This window comes from Rhodococcus olei (genome assembly GCF_039540555.1).
Lineage (GTDB): Bacteria > Actinomycetota > Actinomycetes > Mycobacteriales > Mycobacteriaceae > Rhodococcus_G > Rhodococcus_G olei.
Genome location: NZ_BAABFB010000023.1, coordinates 189,550 through 208,400, shown reverse-complemented (window position 1 = coordinate 208,400; position 18,851 = coordinate 189,550). Strand labels below are relative to the sequence as shown.

Below are 18,851 nucleotides of genomic sequence, written 5' to 3'. Positions count from 1 at the left end.
CGAGACCCGCGCCCGTATCTACCGACGTGCCTCTACCGCGTCACTAACCTCATGAACCGCAACAGCTAGGTTGACCGGGTGGCTGCACACGACGTCGACCCGGATTTCCTGGCGCTGCCCCTGGCCGCGCTCACCGACGCGGCGCTGTCCGCCGCCCGCGCGGCCGGCGCCGCTCACGCCGACCTGCGGGTGCATCGCCTGCTCACCCAGTCGGTGCGGCTGCGGGACGGCGCCGTGCAGTCCGTCGCCGACGGCGACGAGCTGGGCCTGTCGGTGCGGGTGATCGTCGACGGCACCTGGGGTTTCGCGTCGCACGCCGAGTTGACGCCCGACGCCGCAGCGCGGACCGCGGCCCGCGCGGCCGAGGTGGCGCGGGCGCTCCGCGCCCTGAACCGGGATCCGGTGGAGTTGGCCGACGAACCGGTGTACCGGGACGTGACGTGGGTGTCGGAGTACGAGGTCGACCCGTTCACGGTGCCGGCGTCCGACAAGGTCGGTGTGCTGACCGAGTTCTCGGGCCGCCTGTCCGCCGCGGACGGCGTCGACCACGTCACCGCGAGCGTGCTGCAGGTCAAGGAGCAGACGTACTACGCGGATCTCGCGGGGTCGCGGATCACCCAGCAGCGGGTGCGGCTGCACCCGGAGTTCGAGGCGACCGCCGTCGACGCCGCGGCCGGCACCTTCGAGACGATGCGGACGCTCGCTCCGCCGGTCGGGCGCGGGTGGGAGTACCTGCGCGGGACCGGCTGGGACTGGGACACCGAGTTGGCGCGGATTCCGGAGTGGCTGGCGGAGAAGACGGCTGCGCCGTCCGTGACCGCGGGCCCGACCGACCTGGTGATCGACCCGACGAACCTGTGGTTGACGATCCACGAATCCGTCGGCCACGCCACCGAATACGACCGGGCGATCGGCTACGAGGCGGCGTACGCGGGCACCTCGTTCGCGACCCCCGACAAGCTCGGTACGCTGCGGTACGGGACGCCGGCCATGCACGTGACCGCGGACCGCACGCAGGTGCACGGTCTGGCGACCGTCGGCTACGACGACGACGGGGTGTCGGGGCAGCGGTGGGATCTGGTGCGCGACGGGATTCTCGTGGGCTACCAGCTGGACCGGGTGTTCGCGCCGCGGCTCGGGCTGACCCGATCCAACGGCTGCTCGTACGCCGACTCCCCGCACCACGTGCCGATCCAGCGGATGGCGAACGTGTCGCTGCAACCCGACCCGGAGCGGGACGTGAGCACCGAGGAGCTGATCTCCCGTGTCGAGGACGGCATCTACGTCGTCGGCGACAAGAGCTGGTCGATCGACATGCAGCGCTACAACTTCCAGTTCACCGGGCAGCGGTTCTTCCGGATCCGGGACGGCAGGCTCGACGGACAGCTCCGCGACGTCGCCTACCAGGCCACGACCACCGACTTCTGGGGGTCGATGGAGGCCGTGGGCGGGCCGTCGACGTGGCGGCTCGGCGGCGCGTTCAACTGCGGCAAGGCGCAACCGGGGCAGGTGGCGGCGGTCAGTCACGGCTGCCCGTCGGCGTTGTTCCGGGGCGTGAACGTCCTCAACACCCGTCAGGAGGCCGGACAGTGATCGCGGCGCAGGAACTCATCGAGCAGGCGCTGGCGCTGGTCACCGTCGACGAGGCGATGGTGCTCGTCACCGACGCGGCGGAGACGTCGCTGCGGTGGGCGGGCAATTCGATGACCACGAACGGGGATTCGCGGGCGCGGAGCTGGACGGTGGTCGCGGTGGTCCGCGACGGCGGGCAGGCCCGGGTCGGGTCGGTGACCTCGTCGAGCGTCGATCCGGATGCCGTCGCCGGTGTGGTGCGGGCCGCCGAGGACGCCGCCCGCAACGCCCGGCCCGCCGAGGACGCGATGGCACTGATCCGGCCGACCGGTGGCCCGGACGCCGGATGGGGCGACGGCCCGGCGGAGACCGGTGTCGAGGTGTTCGGCGCGTTCGCCGACGCGCTCGCGACCGGGTTCGACAACGCCGCCGGATCCGGTGGCGCCGGGGCGGCCGACCGGCTGTACGGGTTCGCGCATCACCAGCTGCACTCGACGTGGCTGGGCACGACGACCGGGGTGCGGCGGCGGTTCACGCAGCCGACCGGATCCGTGGAGATCAACGGCAAACGCGGCGACGCGAGCGCCTGGGTGGGGGCGGGCACCCTCGACTTTGTCGACGTACGTGTCCCAGACTTGTTGGCGCAGTTGAGTACCCGGTTGGACTGGGCGGGCCGGACGGTGGAGCTTCCGGCCGGGCGGTACGAGACCCTGCTCCCGCCGTCCGCGGTCGCCGACCTGATGATCTACCTGATGTGGACGATGGAGGGGCGAGGCGCCGAGGAGGGCCACACCGCGCTGGCACGGGCCGGCGGCACCCGCGTCGGCGAGAAGCTCACCGACATCCCGCTGACCCTGTTCTCCGATCCGCACGCCCCCGGCCTCGCGTACGCGCCGTTCGTGGCGACCTCGGCGTCGAGCGAGTCGCTGTCGGTGTTCGACAACGGGATGGACGCTGGCCGCGTCGACTGGATCCGCGGCGGCGTGATCAACGCGCTCACCTACCCGCGGCACGCGGCCGAGGAGTTCGGTGCTCCCGTCGCAGTTCCCGGCGACAACCTGCTGCTCACCGGCGGGACCGACGTGACGCTCGACGACATGATCGCCCGCACCGAGCGGGGTCTGCTGCTGACCACCCTGTGGTACATCCGCGAGGTGGACCCGGCGACACTGCTGTTGACGGGGCTGACCCGGGACGGCGTGTACCTCGTCGAGGACGGCACCGTCGTCGGTGCCGTCAACAACTTCCGGTTCAACGAGTCGCCGCTCGATCTGCTGCGGCGCGTCACCGAGGCCGGGGCCACCGTGCCGACGCTGCCGCGCGAGTGGAAGGACTGGTTCACCCGCACCGCGATGCCGCCGTTGCGGATTCCGGACTTCCACATGTCGTCGGTGAGCGCGGCCCGGTAGATGCGCGGACCGGTGGGGGCTCACCGGGCCCCAGGTCATACTGAAGGCGTGATCGCACCGACCTCCCGCTGCCCCTGCCTGAGCGGGGAGACGTACGGGGACTGCTGTGGCCGTTTCCATTCGGGAGCGCTGCAGGCGCCGACCGCCGAGACCCTGATGCGGTCGCGCTACAGCGCGTTCGCGGTGGGCGACGCCGACTACCTGCTGCGGACCTGGCATCCGACCACCCGGCCGACGACCCTGGACCTCGACGCGGACCAGACGTGGGTGGGACTCGACATCCTCGCCCGCACCGCCGGCGGCCCGCTGGACTCGTCGGGCACCGTCGAGTTCGTCGCCCACTACCGGTACGGCGGGCAGCGGGACTCCCTGCACGAGCACAGCCGGTTCGTCCGCGAACACGGACGGTGGCTGTACGTGGACGCGCTCGGCTGAGTTCCCGGCGCACCGACTCGCGGAACGAGGGTGGACGGCTGGGCGCCGCGAACCGATCAGGAATCGAGAAGCGCCGCCCGCGGAGCCTCAATAGCGTGTTCGGCATGACCTCCATCGATTCCATCACCCTCGAAGTCGCCGACCCGGCCGCCGCCGACCGCTTCTATCGCACCGCGTTCGGCCTGGACACCCAGCTGCGTCTGCGGGCCTCCGACACGCCGACTGCCGGCTTCCGGGGGTTCACGTTGTCGCTGACCGTGTCCCAGCCGGCCACGGCCCGCGGCCTGATCGACGCGGCGGTCGACGCGGGCGCCACGACGCTGAAGCCGGCGACGAAGTCGTTCTGGGGTTACGGCGGTGTCGTGCAGGCCCCGGACGGGACGATCTGGAAGGTCGCGAGCTCGTCGAAGAAGGACACGGGTCCGGCGACCCGGGAGATCGACGACATCGTGCTCCTGCTCGGTGCCACGGATGTGGCCGCGAGCAAGCGGTTCTACGTCGACCGCGGCCTCGCGGTGGCGAAGAGCTTCGGCCGCAAGTACGTCGAGTTCGCCACTCCGTCGAGTCCCGTGAAGCTGGCGCTGTACGGGCACCGTGCGCTCGCCAAGGACGCCGGCGTCGCTCCCGACGGCACCGGATCGCACCGGATCGCGATCGGCAGCGACACCGGTTCCTTCACCGACCCGGACGGGTTCGCGTGGGAAGCGGCGCGCTGAGCCGGATCGCACGGTCGACGGCCGGGACGGTGCCCTCGACCGCAGCCACCGGCACTGACCGGTCGGTCGCCGGGTCCGACCCGCCCGCGGAGGAGTAGCGTCCGTCTCGGGTGCTCGAGATCGGGCATGCGGGTGCGGCGATGGACTGGTTCGGTGTCGGATACCTCGGCCGGTGGCTCTTCACGGAGGGGCTCGCGGTCATCTACCTGGTTGCGTTCGTCGCCGCGGTCCTGCAGTTCCGGCCGCTGCTGGGCAGCGACGGGATGCTGCCGATCCCCCGCTTCCTGGCGGCCAGCTCGTTCCGGCGATCGCCGAGCATCTTCCACTGGCACTACACGGACCGGTTTTACGCCGGTGTCGCGTGGGCGGGCGCCGCGCTGGCCGCGGTCACGGTGGCGGGGCTGACGGCTCGGCTGCCGCTGCCGCTGTGCATGCTCGTCTGGTTGGCGATGTGGGCGCTGTACCTGTCGATCGTCAACGTCGGCCAGCTCTGGTACGGCTTCGGGTGGGAGTCGCTGCTGCTGGAGACCGGATTCCTGGCGGTGTTCGTCGGGAACGCGTCGGTGGCGCCGCCGGTCGCGGTGATGCTGCTGCTGCGGTGGCTGCTGCTGCGCCTCGAGTTCGGCGCGGGGCTGATCAAGATCCGCGGCGATCCGTGCTGGCGACAGCTGACCTGCCTGTACTACCACCACGAGACCCAGCCGATGCCGGGCCCGCTGAGCTGGTACTTCCACCACCTGCCCCGGCCCCTGCACCGCGTCGAGGCCGCCGGGAACCACGTGACGCAACTGGTGGTGCCGTTCCTGCTGTTCGCGCCGCAACCGGTCGCGGCCGGCGCCGCGACGGTGATGATCGTGACCCAGCTGTGGCTGGTGGCGAGCGGGAACTTCTCGTGGCTGAACTGGCTGGCGATCGTCCTGGCGTGCTCGGTGTTGCCGGATTCCGTGCTCGGGCGGGTGCTGCCGGTCGCGGTCCCCGACACCGAGCCCGGCCCACTGTGGTTCGCGATCGCGGTGGCCGCGCTGACGGTGGGCGTGCTGGTGCTCAGCTGGTGGCCGGTGCGGAACATGCTCGGCCACAACCAGCTGATGAACGCGTCGTTCAACCACTGGCACCTGGTGAACACGTACGGTGCGTTCGGCAGCGTGACCCGGGTGCGCACCGAGATCGTTCTCGAGGGGACCCGCGACGAGATCGTCACCACCGCGACCGAGTGGCTGGAGTACGAGTTCAAGGGCAAACCGGGCGCACCCGACCGCCGGCCGCGCCAGTACGCGCCGTACCACCTGCGGCTGGACTGGTTGATGTGGTTCGCCGCGATCTCACCCGGCTACGGGGACCGCTGGTTCGGCGGGTTCGTGCGACGCCTGCTCGAGAACGACCGCGACACTCTGAAGCTGCTGCGCCGCAACCCGTTTCCCGACATCCCGCCGCGGTGGGTGCGGGCGAAGCTGTACGAGTACCGGTACACCGACCGGCGCACCCGCCGGGCCACCGGGCGGTGGTGGGACCGGGAGTTGCTGAGTGTGTGCATGCGTCCGGTGAGCCTGGCTCGGTTCGGTCGGTGGTGAGTCGTCGGTACGCTGGCGGTCGTGTCTGAATCCTCGGGTGTGCGGCTCGACAGCTGGGTGTGGTCGGTGCGCCTGTTCAAGACGCGGTCGGCGGCGGCGTCCGCGTGCCGGGCGGGACACGTTCGCGTCAACGGCGTTTCGGCGAAGCCGGCGCAGTTGCTGCGGGTCGACGACGAGGTGCGGGTGCGGGTCGGTGGGACCGAGCGGATCGTCGTGGTGACCCGGTTGATCCGAAAGCGGGTCGGGGCGCCGGAGGCCGCGCTGTGCTTGATCGACCGGACTCCTCCCCCGCCACCGCGGGAGCTGCTGGCCGCACTGCCGCAGCGCGACCGCGGATCGGGCCGGCCGACGAAACGTGAACGGCGCGAATTGAATCGGCTTCGCGGGTTCAACGAAGACTAGCTACCCGAACGATCGAGATCATTACCCCGAATCGCCCCCACCTGGACCGCTGTCCATGTCATGCTTCCGGCCGCCGACGGCGTCCGCCGCGGCATGGACGTGAATGAGTGAGGTGCGGGTTGATGGTGGGTCGGGTCAGCAGTCGGCTTGGATCGGTGCGCGTGCGTCGGGTGGCGGGGCTCGCCGCGGCCGTCGGCCTCGTGTGCACATCGGCCGGGATGATGGGTGCGGGTGCGGCGTCGGCTCAGGCGGCGCGGAGCATCGGATGCTCCTCGACCGTCGGCAACACGAGCTGCACCTATGACAGCGTCGGAATCGACGAGTACTTCCTCGACGTGCCTGCCGACGTGAACACGATGCACGTGACGGCGACGGGTGGCGCCGGCGGCGGAGCCCAGGGCGGGCGCGGTGCCGTCGTCGACGCCGACGTCCGGGTCACCCCCGGGACGAGGCTGTACGTCGTGGTCGGCAGCGGCGGCGGTACCGGCACCAACCGTGGCGGTGGGTACTCCGGTGTCAGCACCGCCTCCCTCGACGACGGGCTCGCCGCACTGACCGGCAGGCTCCTGGTCGCGGGCGGTGGCGGTGGTGCGGGCCTCGGCGCGGGCGGTGACGCCGGTGCCCCGTCGCCGGGCGGCGGCCTGGCCGGCACCGAGGCCGCCGGCGGCGCCGCAGGTCTCGGTGGCGGCGCCGGACAGCTGGGTGTCGGCGGCGCGGGTGGTGTCGGCGGAGGCGGGGGCGGGGGCCTGTACGGCGGGGGCGGCGGCACCGCCGGTGGCGGGGGCGGCTCGTCGCTGGTCCCGACCGGAGGAACCCTCACCCTCGCGTCCGCCGGAACCGCCGCGAAGGTCGTGGTCTCCTTCTCCACGAGCCAGCTCGCGCTGACGGGAAGCGACGACGGCGGCACCGGCAGCGGCGGGAGCTCCGGCAGCGCGGGCAGCGGTAGCGCGGGCAGTTCCGGTAGCGGCAGCGCGGGCAGCTCGGATCCGTTCGGCAGTTCGGCCTCCTGACCGCACGTCCCGCAGCGGGACTGGACGGTTGTTCGAAACGAGGGTCGCGGGCGCCGCGGACATGGCAAGCTTCCTGCGGCCGTGGCGTCCGCCCCGGCACGTGGCGATCGGTGAGGGTGAACAGATGGACAGTGGGTACTGGCACTCGGGTTCGACGCGACTGCGGCGCGCCGCGGGAGCAGTGGCCGTGGTGGGCGTCGCGACGGCCTCCGCGCTGACGGCGGGCAGCGGTGTCGCCGCCGCGGACTTCGCCGTCGGGTGCGCGCAGTCCGGTCCGTTCGTGACGTGCGGATACATGGGCACCACCGACGAACAGAAGCTGATCGTCCCGCCGGGTGTGACGAAGATGCACGTGACCGTGATCGGTGGCGCGGGCACGGACTCGGGGACCACGAAGGGCGGTCGCGGCGGCGTCGTCGAGAGCGACATCGCCGTGACCCCGGGCTCCACCCTGTTCATCCGCGTCGGGGCGGACGGGGTCGGCGGCGGCGGAGGCGCGTCGAGCATCGCCACCAAGTCGATCGCCGGTGACCGGAACGCCGGTCTCGAGTCGAGGATCGTCGTCGCGCCGGGTGGCGGCGGGGCCGTCGTCGGCGGCACCGGTGGTGACGCCGAGTCGGATGCTCCCGGCGCCGCGGGCGGCAAGGCCGGCACGGCGACCGCGGGCGGAGCCGGCGGTGCCGGCGGTGCCGGTGCGGGTGCGCTCGGTGTCGGCGGCACCGGAGCCGGTGGGGCGGGTGGTGCCGGCCTGTACGGCGGCGGAGCCGGTGGCACCGGAGCGGGCGGAGGCGGTGGTTCCTACCTGGTTCCGCAGGGTGGCACGAGCAAACTCGCCGACGCAGGCACCCAGGCCGTCGTGGCGCTGAACTTCAGTGTCGTGCCCGACCTCGGCGGCCTGCTCGGCGGGCTGGGCAGCAGCGACACCGGCAGCGGCGACACGGGCAGCCTCGGCAGCAGCGCGGGACTGTCGGCTTCCTGATCACGGATCCGCGCCCGCGGCCCGTCGGTGACCTCCTCGAATGGGTCGCCGGCGGGCCGCGGTCGTCAGGAGGCGGTGATCGCCACCCCGACCGTGCCGGTCCGGCCCCGGCGCAGCAGGCTGCCCTTCATCGTCAGCCAGCCGAGGACGCCGTAACGCCGGGCGATCGCGGCGCGGGCCCGGTCGGTGCCGACCGCGTCGAGCAGCTCGGCCGTCGCCTCGATCGCCTCCCCCTTCGGGTTGCCGCGCACGTCGCAGGCCGCCACGGTGACCGCGCCGTTGCGGCGAATCCGCTTGACCTTCCACGAGTCCCTGACCGTCCACATCAGCAGCCGATCCCCGTCCAGAGCCGCCCACAGCGGCGTCGGCACCGCGGTCCCGTCCTTGCGGAACGTGGTCAGCAGGACGTACTTGGCGGCACCGATCTCGGTCAGCGTGGTCATGACGACAGCGTACGGCCGAGTGTGGTCCCGGTCACCGGGACCTGCGCGAACCGCCCGACCCCGACGTCGTAGCTTCGTGCCCGCGTGAACGTGGTTCACGCAGGTGACAGGTTCGGGTCGGGCGGTAGGACGGGCATCAGGTGACAGCGACAGAACACATTCGGATCGAGGAGTCGTCCTCCGGAACCGAGAAGACGGGGCGGTACCACCGGACGCGGCCGGTGTGGGCCGTGATCGCGGTCCTCGTGGCCGTCGAGATCATCAGCGCCTTCGAGACGTCGATGGTGTACGCGGCGATTCCCACGTTCATCGCCGAGTTCCACAGCAACGCCGCGACGGTCGGCTGGGCGGTGACCGCGTTCCTGCTGGTCGCGGCCGCATCGGCGGCGGTGTGCGGGCGACTCGGCGACATGTACGGCCGCGAACGGGTCCTGGTCGTCCTGCTGGCCGCCGCGGCCCTCGGGTCGACCGTCAGCGCCGTCGGCGACAGCATCGGCAGCATCATCGCCGGCCGCGCGATCCAGGGCGTCGCCGGCGCGATCCTGCCGCTGTGCATCGGACTGGCCCGGGAGCACCTGCCCGCCACCCGCGTCCCGGTCGCGGTCGCGGTCATCTCGGGTTCCGCGGTCGCCGCGGGATCGGCGTCCCTGCTCGTCGCCGGGGTCATGCTCGACCACGCCAGCTGGCACATGATCTTCGTGGTCGCCGCCGTGTACGCGGTCGGTGCGGTCGCCCTGGTCGTGTTCGTGCTCCCGTGGCGGCGGCCGACCGGAACCACCGAGAAGGTCGACTACGTCGGCGCGGTCGCGTTCGTGCCCGCGATCGCGGCCATGCTGCTCGGCATCAACAAGTCCGCCACCTGGGGGTGGACCGATCCGGCCACGCTCGCGCTGGTGCTCGGCGGTGTGACCGCGCTGGTGCTGTGGGTGTTCTGGGAGCTGCGGACGGTGTCGCCGATCGTCAACATCCGCCAGTTCGGCGACCGCAAGTTCGCGTTGACGATGCTCGCCACCCTGGCGATCTCGATCGGCCCCATCGGCGTGACGACGATGATCATCCCGATCGTCCTGCAGTCCCCCGCCAGCGCGCCGTTCGGGCTCGGCCTGACCCCGACGAACGCCGGGTGGCTCTCGTTCGTCGGCTCGATGTTCGGCTTCGCGTGCACCCCGCTCAGCGGCCGGATCGCGGCCGCGACCGGTGCCCGGACCTCGATGCTCCTCGGCAGCACGCTGTTCCTGATCGGCAACGCGATGCTGCTCGTCTTCCACGACTCGGTCGTCGGCATGATGGCGATGGTCGTCACGGTGTCGGTCGCCACCGCGTTCGCGTACACGGCGCTGCCGAACCTGCTGGTCGAGGCGGTCCCCGAGCACGCCACCAGCGAGGCCGCCGGCACCAACGCGGTGATCCGCACGGGCGGCAGCGGCATCGGCGTGTCGATCGCGACGATGCTGTTGTCGAGCACCGCGCTCGCGAGCGGACTGAACACGGTCAGCGGACTGAACGCGGTGGTGGCGATGCTGGTCGTCACGTCTCTGGCGGCGATCGGTTTCACCGTGATGATCCGGCGGGGACCGTCCCGGACCTGACCGGGACGGTGGCGGCGGCGCCCGGACCGCCGGGGTGCGGGTGAACATCGGGTGAAACCTCCCGGCGGCCACCGCATGTCGAGTTGAACGATGGTCCAAGTTCGGGTTGGCTGGTCGCGATGTTCGACCGATGCGACCGACGAGGACTGGCGTGATGACGTTCGATCCGATCAATCGTCGGCGGTTCCTCGCGGGCGCCGCCGCCGCGGGGGCCGCCGCCCCACTGGCGGGCATGGCCCCCGCCGCCGCCGACCCCGGCAAGTTCCCGTTTCCGGCCGGCCGCGAGTTACGGGTGCTGGTCACCGGCGACGCCGGCACCGGTGCGCCGCCGCAGTGGGCCGTCGCCGACGCGATCCGCGACCTGCACCGCCGCGAACCGCTGTCGATGGCGCTCGGTCTCGGCGACAACATCTACGAGGCGGGACCGAACGGCGACCACGACACCCAGTTCGCGGCCAAGTTCGAGGACCCGAACCACGGACTCGACTTCCCCTGGGTGATGGCGCTGGGCAACCACGACACCAGCTCGGTGTTCCCCGGCGACGGCGGTTGGCTGCTGCGCGGCGACGACGAGGTCGCCTACCACCGGCGGTCGCGCCGGTGGTGGATGCCGAGCCGGTACTACTCGGTGCGGGTGCCCGAGCAGAACCCGGTCGTCGAGTTCTTCGTGCTGGACCTGAATCCGCTCGCCGCGTATCTGCCGCCGCTGTTCGTGCCGTACTGGGCGGCGGACGGGCAGTTCATGAACGAACAGCGCGCGTGGCTGGACCGGGCGATCGCCGAGTCGCCCGCGCAGTGGAAGGTCGCCTGCACCCACCACCCGTACCTGAACAACGGCTCGCACGGTGACGCAGGCGAGTACGACGGGATCCCGATCGAACCGATCAACGGGGTGCACGCCAAGCGGTTCTTCGAGGACCACGTCGTCGGCCGCTGTCAGTTCATCCTGTCCGGACACGACCACTCGCTGCAGATCCTCGAACCGACGATCGCGTCGAAGGGGACCCGTCAGATCGTTTCCGGGGCCGCGGCGAAGAACAGCCACGGCAAGGCCGGAAACAGCGACCGGGCCAACCTCTTCCAGAACTTCACCGACGTCGGCTTCATGACGATGGACCTGACCGCGGATTCGGTTCGGGTCCGGGTGCACACGGTCGACATCGTCACCGCGACGGCGACGGTGGTCTTCGACCGGCGCCTGCACTGAGCTCGGACGCCGCCCGGTGGCCGGCCGTCGAACGGGTCCGGCCACCGGGCGGGGCGGGGATCACTCCCCCTCGAGTTCGCCCTCGGTCTCGAGGTACACCTGACGCAACCCGTCGAGGACGTCCGGTGCCGGCTCGGCCCACATGTCACGTTCGACGGCCTCGAGCAGGCGTTCGGCGATCCCGTGCAGCGCCCACGGATTCGACTTCTCCATGAACGCGCGGTTCTGCTCGTCGAGGACGTACGTCTGCGCGAGCTTCTCGTACATCCAGTCCGCGACGACGTTCGTGGTGGCGTCGTAGCCGAACAGGTAGTCCACCGTCGCGGCCATCTCGAACGCGCCCTTGTAGCCGTGCCTGCGCATCGCCTCGACCCAGCGGGGGTTGACCACCCGGGCACGGAACACCCGCGCCGTCTCCTCCGAAAGGGTGCGGGTGCGCACCGCGTCGGGCCGGGTGCTGTCGCCGATGTACGCCTCGGGGTCCTTGCCGGTCAGTGCCCGCACCGTCGCGACCATGCCGCCGTGGTACTGGAAGTAGTCGTCGGAGTCGGCGATGTCGTGCTCACGGGTGTCGGTGTTCTTGGCCGCCACCGCGATTCGCCGGTACGCGGTGCGCATGTCGTCGGCGGCCGGCGCGCCGTCCAGGCCGCGGCCGTACGCGTAGCCGCCCCACGTGGTGTACACCTGCGCGAGGTCTGCGTCGCCACGCCAGGACTTCGAGTCGATCAGCTGCAGCAGCCCGGCGCCGTAGGTGCCCGGCTTCGACCCGAAGATCCGGGTGGTGGCCCGGCGCGCGTCACCGTGCTCGGCGAGGTCGGCCTGCGCGTGCGCCCGCACGAAGTTCTTCTCGGCCGGCTCGTCCAGCGCGGCCACCATCCGGACCGCGTCGTCGAGCAGCGCCAGCACGTGCGGGAACGCGTCCCGGAAGAAGCCACTGATCCGGACCGTCACGTCGATGCGGGGACGGCCCAGCTCGGCGAGGTCGATCACCTCGAGCCGGGTGACGCGCCGGGACGCCTCGTCCCACACCGGCCGGACACCGAGCAGCGCAAGCACTTCCGCGATGTCGTCGCCGGAGGTGCGCATCGCGGACGTGCCCCACACGCTCAGGCCCACCGACGTCGGGTACACGCCGTGGTCGGTGTGGTAGCGGGTCAGCAGCGACTCCGCCATCGCCTGCCCGGTCTCCCACGCGAGCCGTGACGGCACCGCCTTCGGGTCGACGGAGTAGAAGTTGCGGCCGGTCGGCAGGACGTTCACCAGGCCGCGGAGCGGGGATCCGCTCGGGCCGGCCTCGATGAACCGGCCGTCCAGCGCCCGCAGCACCTGGTCGATCTCCCGGGCGGTTCCGCGGAGCCGCGGCACCACCTCGGTCGCCGCGAACTCCAGCACCGCCACCACGTCGTCGCCGTGGACGCCGCCGATCTCCTTGGCCCGCGCGGGATCCCAGTCCGCCGCCTGCAACGCCGACACCAGACCGTGTGCGGTCTCCTCGATCTCGTCGACGCGCCCGCGGGCCTCGTCGCCGGCCTCGCTCAGCCCCAGCGCCTCCCGCAGCCCGGGCACGGTGCGTTCGCCGCCCCACATCTGCTTCGCGCGCAGCACCGCCAACACCAGCTCGACCTCGGCGTCGCCGACCGGGGCCCGGCCGAGCACGTGCAGACCGTCGCGGATCTGTACGTCCTTGATCTCGCACAGCCAGCCGTCGACGTGCAGCAGCATGTCGTCGAACACGTCCTCCTCGGGACGTTCCGCCAGGCCGAGGTCGTGGTCCATCTTCGCGGCCCGCATCAGCGTCCAGATCTGCTGACGGATCGCCGGCAGCTTCGACGGGTCGAGCGCGGAGATGTTCGAGTGCTCGTCGAGCAGCTGCTCGAGGCGCGAGATGTCGCCGTACGACTCGGCCCGTGCCATCGGCGGGATCAGGTGGTCGACCAGGGTCGCGTGCGCGCGACGCTTGGCCTGGGTGCCCTCGCCCGGATCGTTGACCAGGAACGGGTAGATCAACGGCAGGTCGCCGAGGGCGGCGTCGGTCCCGCACGACGCGGACATGCCGAGGGTCTTGCCCGGCAACCACTCCAGGTTGCCGTGCTTGCCCAGGTGCACGATCGCGTCGGCGCCGAAACCGCCCTGCTCGGCGGTCGCCCCGATCCAGCGGTACGCCGCCAGGTAGTGGTGGCTCGGCGGCAGGTCCGGGTCGTGGTAGATCGCGACCGGGTTCTCCCCGAACCCGCGGGGCGGCTGCACCATCAGCACCACGTTGCCGACGCGCAGGGCGGCGATCACGATCTCGCCGTCCGGGTCGGTGGCGCGGTCCACGTACAGCTCGCCGGGCGCGGCACCCCAGTGCTCCTCGACGCCCTCCCGGAAGTCCTCCGGCAACGTCGCGAACCACTCGCGGTAGCGGGCGGCCGAGATCCGGATCGGGTTGCCCTCCAACTGTTCCGCGGTCAGCCAGTCCGGGTCCTGGCCGCCGGCGGCGATCAGCGCGTGGATCAGCGCGTCGCCGTCTCCGGACGCCAGCCCCGGCAGCGCGTCCTCCCCGTCGGCCGGTCCGAGGTCGTAGCCGGCTTCGCGCATCGCGGTCAGCAGCGCGATCGCGCTGGCCGGGGTGTCCAGGCCGACCGCGTTGCCGATCCGCGCGTGCTTGGTCGGGTACGCCGACAGCATCAGGGCGATCCGCTTGTCCGGGTTCGGGATGTGCCGCAGCCGCGCGTGCCGCACCGCGATCCCCGCGACCCGGGCCGCGCGGTCGGCGTCGGGGACGTAGGTGGTCAGCCCGTCGGCGTCGATCTCCTTGAACGAGAAGGGAACCGTGATGATCCGGCCGTCGAACTCCGGCACCGCGACCTGCGTGGCGACGTCCATCGGGGACAGTCCGTCGTCGTTGGACTCCCAGGCCTCGCGGCTGCCGGTCAGGCACAGGCCCTGCAGGATCGGGACGTCGAGCGCGGCCAGCGCCGAGACGTCCCAGGACTCATCGTCCTCCCCGGCGGACGCGCCCGCCGGCTTGGTGCCGCCGGCCGCCAGGACCGTCACGACCATCGCGTCCACCCCGGACAGCACGTCGAGCAGCTCCGGCTCGGCGGTGCGCAGCGACGCGCAGAAGATCGGCAGCGGCCGGGCCCCGCGATCCTCGATCGCCCGGCACAGCGCCTCGACGTAGTCGGTGTTCCCGGCCAGGTGCTGGGCGCGGTAGTACAGCACCGCCACGGTCGGGTTCCCCGATGTGACATCGGGGAACCTCGGGGCCCGCTCGAGGTGGCCCCAGGTCGGGGTGTGCACCGGCGGCTCGAAACCGACACCGGTCAGCAGCACCGTGTCCGAGAGGAACCCGTGCAGATGGGCGAGGTTCTCCGCTCCGCCCTCCGCGAAGTACGCGTGGGCCTGCGCGGCCACGTTGCCGGGCACCGTGGACAGCTCCATCAGCTCGGCGTCCGGCGCCAGTTCGCCACCGAGGACCACGGTCGGCGTGCCCGCGGCCAGGACCGCGTCCAGACCCTCCTCCCAGGCCCGGCGGCCACCGAGGATGCGCACGACCACCAGGTCGGCGCCGTCGACGAGCTCGGGCACGTCGTCGACCACGATCCGGGCCGGGTTCGCCCAGCGGTAGTCGGCTCCGCTCGCGCGGGCGCTCAGCAGATCGGTGTCGGACGTGGACAGCAGCAGGATCACGCGGCAGGCCTCCTCGGGGTTTCGCGCCCCGCTCGGTTCGGGACGGCAGCCGACGAGTGTCTGGCTCCCCGGACCGGTGTCCGGGTCACAGTGGCGCGACCGCACCGGGTTTGCACCGGTTTCCTCGCGAGCTGCCGCAATCGCCGCTGATCGTACCGGCACCCGGTCGCCGCGTCGGCGGCGCTCGGCACCGGGCGCCGCGCCGTACCCTGGAAGCGATGTCCGATCCCGAGTCCTCCCCCGAACGATCGCGCCCAGACGCCTGCCCGGGCGCCCTCCAGGTGCACCAGGCCGCCGACGGCGCCCTGTCCCGAGTGCGGTTGCCCGGCGGGGCGATCGCCCCCGAACAGCTGCAGGTCCTCGCCGACGCGGCGCGCGACCTCGGGAACGGGGAAGTCGAGCTGACCTCGCGCGGCAACCTCCAGCTGCGCGAGGTGACGGACCCGGGCGCGTTCGCGGACCGGCTGTCCGCGGCCGGGCTGCTGCCGTCCGCGACCCACGAGCGGGTACGCAACATCCTGGCGACCCCGCTGTCGGGCCGGATCGGCGGCCTCGTCGACGTCCGCGACTGGGTGCCCCAGCTCGACGCCGGGCTGTGCGCCGATCCGCGCCTCGCCGACCTGCCCGGCCGCGTCCTGTTCACCCTCGACGACGGCCGCGGCGACGTCACGGGACTCGCCGGTGACATCGGGTTGCACGCCGTCGGCCCGGACCGGCTCGCCCTGGTGCTCGCGGGGCGCGATCACGGCGTCCGGCTGCCCGCGGGCGACGCGGTCGCGGCGGCCCTCGACGCCGCCCGGGCGCTGCGGGAGATCCGCGGCACCCGGTGGCGGCTGCACGAGATCGAGGGCGGCCCGGACCGGGTGCTCGAGCGCCTGGGACTGGCCGCGACCACCGATCCCGTCGACCTCGCCGCCGCGGACGCGTCGGCGCCGATCGGCTGGCTCGACCAGCCCGACGGACGGGTCACCCTCGCCGCCGGACTGCGGTTCGGGATCCTGCCTGCCCGCGTCGCGGACTTCCTCGTCGCGGTCGAACGTCCGATCACGATCACACCGTGGCGGTCGGTGCTGCTGCACGACCTCGACGAGTGGGCAGCCGAGCAGGTGGTGCGGGTGCTCGCCCCGATGGGGCTCATCTTCGACGCGAACTCCCCGTGGCTGCAGGTGTCCGCCTGTGCCGGGCGCCCGGGCTGCGCGAAGTCCCTCGCCGACGTGCGGGGTGACGCCGCCGCGGCCGTCGAGTCCGGCGACCTGCCCGCCGACGGCCGCCAGCACTGGGCGGGCTGCGAACGCAAGTGCGGTCGCCCCCGCGGCGCGGTGACCGACGTCGTCGCCACCGGCGACGGCTACCGGGTGGACCGGGCCCCGTCCTGACCCCATATCGTGGAGACCCATGACCGACTACATCCGCGACGGCGCCGAGATCTACCGTCAGTCCTTTGCCACGATCCGGGCAGAGGCCGACCTGTCGAGGTTCCCCGCGGACGTCTCCCAGGCCGTCGTCCGGATGATCCACGCGTGCGGCCAGGTCGACCTCGTCGACGACGTCGCGTTCACCCCCGGTGTGGTGTCGACGGCCCGCGCGGCGCTGCGGGACGGGGCGTCGATCTTCTGTGACGCGACGATGGTGTCCTCCGGGGTGACGCGGAAGCGTCTGCCCGCCAAGAACGACGTCGTCTGCATGCTCGGCGACCCGCGGGTACCGGTGATCGCCGAACGGCTCGGCAACACCCGCTCGGCGGCCGCGCTGGAGTTGTGGGGGCCGAAGCTCGAGGGCGCGGTCGTCGCGATCGGCAACGCGCCGACCGCACTGTTCCACCTCCTCGACATGATCGACCAGGGCGCTCCGAAGCCCGCCGCGATCATCGGCTGCCCGGTCGGCTTCATCGGTGCCGCCGAATCCAAGGAGGACCTGATCGCCCGCGCCGGCGACGTCGAGTATCTCGTCGTGCGCGGCCGCCGCGGTGGCAGCGCGATCACCGCGGCCGCGCTGAACGCGATCGCGACGGAGGTCGAGTGATGGCCGGCAGGCTCTTCGGCATCGGTCTGGGCCCCGGCGATCCGGAACTGGTCACCGTCAAGGCCGCGCGGCTCATCGGCGAGGCGGACGTGATCGCGTTCCACAGCGCCCGGCACGGCCGCAGCATCTCCCGCGCCGTCGCGGCCCCGTACATGCGCGAGGGGCAACTCGAGGAGCACCTGGTCTACCCGGTGACCACGGAGACCGTCGACCATCCCGGCGGCTACCAGGGCGCGATCGACGACTTCTACGTCGAGGCGTCGCAGACCCTGGCCGCGCACCTGGAGGCCGGTCGGACCGTCGCCCTCCTCGCCGCAGGCGACCCGCTGTTCTACAGCTCCTACATGCACATGCACAAGCGGCTGTGCGACCGCTTCGACGCCGAGGTGATTCCCGGCGTCACCTCGGTCAGCGCGGCCTCGGCGGCGCTCGGGGTGCCGCTCGTCGAACGCGACGAGGTGCTCACCGTGCTGCCCGGGACGCTGCCCGCCGACGAGTTGACCCGCCGGCTGCGGGAGACCGACGCCGCGGTGATCCTCAAGCTCGGCCGCACCTTCCCGGCGGTGCGCCGCGCGCTCACGGACTCCGGCCGGCTCGCCGAGGCGTCCTACGTCGAACGGGCCAGCACCGACCGGCAGCGGGTCCTGCGCGCCGCCGACGTCGACGAGTCGCAGGTGCCGTACTTCTCGATCGCGGTCGTGCCGAGCCCGTCGAACAACCCGGCCGCGCAGCGACCCACGGCGATGGGCGAGGTCGTCGTGCTCGGCCTCGGCCCCGGTGACGACGCCTGGACCACCCCCGAGGTGCGGGGCGAACTGGCCCGGGCCACCGACGTCGTCGGCTACACCACGTATGTGAACCGGGTGCCGGTGCGGCCCGGGCAGAACCGGCACGCCAGTGACAACAAGGTCGAATCCGAGCGCGCCGCAATGGCATTGGACCTCGCCAAGCGCGGCGCCCGGGTCGCGGTGGTGTCCTCCGGCGACCCCGGCGTGTTCGCGATGGCGGCCGCGGTGATCGAGATGGCCGCCGACGAGCAGTGGCGCGACGTGCCGGTGCGGGTCCTGCCCGGCCTGACCGCCGCCCACGCCGTCGCCAGCCGCGTCGGCGCCCCGCTCGGCCACGACTACGCGATGATCTCGCTGTCAGACCGGCTCAAGCCGTGGGACGTCGTCGCGCGGCGGATCTCCGCGGTCGCGGCCGCCGACATGGCGATCGCGGTCTACAACCCGGCGTCACGCTCGCGCACCTGGCAGGTCGGGGCGATGAAGGACCTGCTGCTCGAACACCGCTCCCCCGACACCCCGGTGATCGTCGGCCGCGACGTCGCGGGTCCGCAGGAGAGCGTGCGGATCGTCGCACTCGGTGACCTCGAACCGTCCGAGGTGGACATGCGGACCCTGCTGATCGTCGGCTCGTCGCAGACCACGGTCGTCGAGTCCGCCGGCGGGCGGAAGGTGTTCACGCCGCGGCGCTACCCCGGCTGACCTCGACCCCGGCCGACTCGCCGGCGGTCAGTGCTCGTCGTAGTGGCCGTCGTGCGGGGCGTGCCGGTGACCGTCGTGGACGTAGTCGACGTGGTCGCCGTGCGGGACGGCCACGTGGCCGCAGCCCTCACCGTGCCGATGTTCGTGCTCGCCGTGCACGGCGTGCCCGGTCGTCTCGCACTCGTCGACGTGGTCGCCGTGGACGCGGTGCAGGTGTCCGTCGTGGACGTAGTCGGTGTGGTCACCGTGCGGAACCGCGACGTGACCGCAGCCGGCCCCGTGGACGTGGTCGTGCTCGGTGTGCGGATGGTGCTCGGGTGTCGTCACCGGACTG

Annotated in this window: 16 protein-coding genes and 1 riboswitch; of the genes, 13 read left to right on the top strand and 3 right to left on the bottom strand. The window is 72.1% G+C overall.

The features are described 5' to 3' along the window. The first annotated feature begins 78 nt into the window (after positions 1-78). From ABD951_RS05600 to ABD951_RS05565, 8 genes are all read left to right on the top strand, one after another. Positions 79-1,593, top strand: a complete 1,515-nt coding sequence (locus ABD951_RS05600; RefSeq protein ID WP_345342757.1) for a TldD/PmbA family protein — start codon at positions 79-81, stop codon at positions 1,591-1,593. After that, complete coding sequence (locus ABD951_RS05595) at positions 1,590-2,981, top strand: metallopeptidase TldD-related protein (RefSeq protein ID WP_345342756.1); 1,392 nt, start codon at positions 1,590-1,592, stop codon at positions 2,979-2,981. Before ABD951_RS05600 ends, ABD951_RS05595 begins: the two co-directional genes overlap by 4 nt. Continuing rightward, positions 2,982-3,416, top strand: a complete 435-nt coding sequence (locus tag ABD951_RS05590) for a YchJ family protein (protein WP_345342755.1) — start codon at positions 2,982-2,984, stop codon at positions 3,414-3,416. Between the two features lie 104 nt (positions 3,417-3,520). Further along, the gene (locus ABD951_RS05585) at positions 3,521-4,132 is read left to right on the top strand and encodes a glyoxalase (RefSeq protein ID WP_345342754.1); all 612 of its coding nucleotides are present in this window, start codon (positions 3,521-3,523) and stop codon (positions 4,130-4,132) included. A 140-nt stretch (positions 4,133-4,272) separates the two neighbouring features. Next, a complete protein-coding gene (locus ABD951_RS05580; protein WP_345342772.1) occupies positions 4,273-5,703 on the top strand; it encodes a lipase maturation factor family protein in 1,431 nt (476 codons plus the stop codon). A gap of 21 nt (positions 5,704-5,724) precedes the next feature. Next, complete coding sequence (locus tag ABD951_RS05575) at positions 5,725-6,105, top strand: RNA-binding S4 domain-containing protein (protein ID WP_345342753.1); 381 nt, start codon at positions 5,725-5,727, stop codon at positions 6,103-6,105. A 155-nt stretch (positions 6,106-6,260) separates the two neighbouring features. After that, complete coding sequence (locus tag ABD951_RS05570; RefSeq protein ID WP_345342752.1) at positions 6,261-7,115, top strand: hypothetical protein; 855 nt, start codon at positions 6,261-6,263, stop codon at positions 7,113-7,115. Between the two features lie 61 nt (positions 7,116-7,176). Beyond that, complete coding sequence (locus tag ABD951_RS05565) at positions 7,177-8,094, top strand: hypothetical protein (RefSeq protein ID WP_345342751.1); 918 nt, start codon at positions 7,177-7,179, stop codon at positions 8,092-8,094. A gap of 65 nt (positions 8,095-8,159) precedes the next feature. Here the strand turns inward: ABD951_RS05565 and ABD951_RS05560 are convergent, their stop codons facing one another. Next, positions 8,160-8,537: a PPOX class F420-dependent oxidoreductase gene (locus ABD951_RS05560; protein WP_345342750.1), complete on the bottom strand. Its 378-nt coding sequence runs from the start codon at positions 8,535-8,537 to the stop codon at positions 8,160-8,162. 140 nt (positions 8,538-8,677) lie between these two features. Between ABD951_RS05560 and ABD951_RS05555 the strand changes: the two genes are divergently transcribed. Both ABD951_RS05555 and ABD951_RS05550 read left to right on the top strand, forming a co-directional pair. Next, entirely contained in the window at positions 8,678-10,126 is a 1,449-nt protein-coding gene (locus ABD951_RS05555; protein WP_345342749.1) for an MFS transporter, read from the top strand. Positions 10,127-10,280: 154 nt separating this feature from the next. Beyond that, positions 10,281-11,333, top strand: a complete 1,053-nt coding sequence (locus ABD951_RS05550; RefSeq protein WP_425569784.1) for a metallophosphoesterase — start codon at positions 10,281-10,283, stop codon at positions 11,331-11,333. Between the two features lie 60 nt (positions 11,334-11,393). Here ABD951_RS05550 and cobN read toward each other — a convergent pair whose 3' ends face one another. After that, the gene (gene cobN / locus ABD951_RS05545; RefSeq protein ID WP_345342747.1) at positions 11,394-15,008 is read right to left on the bottom strand and encodes a cobaltochelatase subunit CobN; all 3,615 of its coding nucleotides are present in this window, start codon (positions 15,006-15,008) and stop codon (positions 11,394-11,396) included. A 34-nt stretch (positions 15,009-15,042) separates the two neighbouring features. Next, positions 15,043-15,183: riboswitch (cobalamin riboswitch) on the bottom strand. A gap of 43 nt (positions 15,184-15,226) precedes the next feature. Here cobN and cobG point away from each other — a divergent pair. From cobG to ABD951_RS05530, 3 genes are read left to right on the top strand one after another with little or no spacing between them, the layout of a single operon-like run. Beyond that, positions 15,227-16,384, top strand: coding sequence for a precorrin-3B synthase (gene cobG, locus ABD951_RS05540; RefSeq protein ID WP_345342746.1), 1,158 nt, complete (start codon positions 15,227-15,229; stop codon positions 16,382-16,384). 19 nt (positions 16,385-16,403) lie between these two features. Next, on the top strand, positions 16,404-17,030 hold the full coding sequence (locus ABD951_RS05535; RefSeq protein WP_345342745.1) for a precorrin-8X methylmutase: 627 nt from the start codon (positions 16,404-16,406) through the stop codon (positions 17,028-17,030). Continuing rightward, positions 17,030-18,517 (top strand): precorrin-2 C(20)-methyltransferase, encoded by a 1,488-nt coding sequence (locus ABD951_RS05530; RefSeq protein ID WP_345342744.1) that lies wholly within the window; start codon positions 17,030-17,032, stop codon positions 18,515-18,517. Before ABD951_RS05535 ends, ABD951_RS05530 begins: the two co-directional genes overlap by 1 nt. Positions 18,518-18,544: 27 nt before the next feature. On the opposite strand, the gene ABD951_RS05525 is transcribed toward ABD951_RS05530, so the two are convergent. Beyond that, complete coding sequence (locus tag ABD951_RS05525) at positions 18,545-18,844, bottom strand: hypothetical protein (protein ID WP_345342743.1); 300 nt, start codon at positions 18,842-18,844, stop codon at positions 18,545-18,547. Positions 18,845-18,851: the final 7 nt, after the last annotated feature.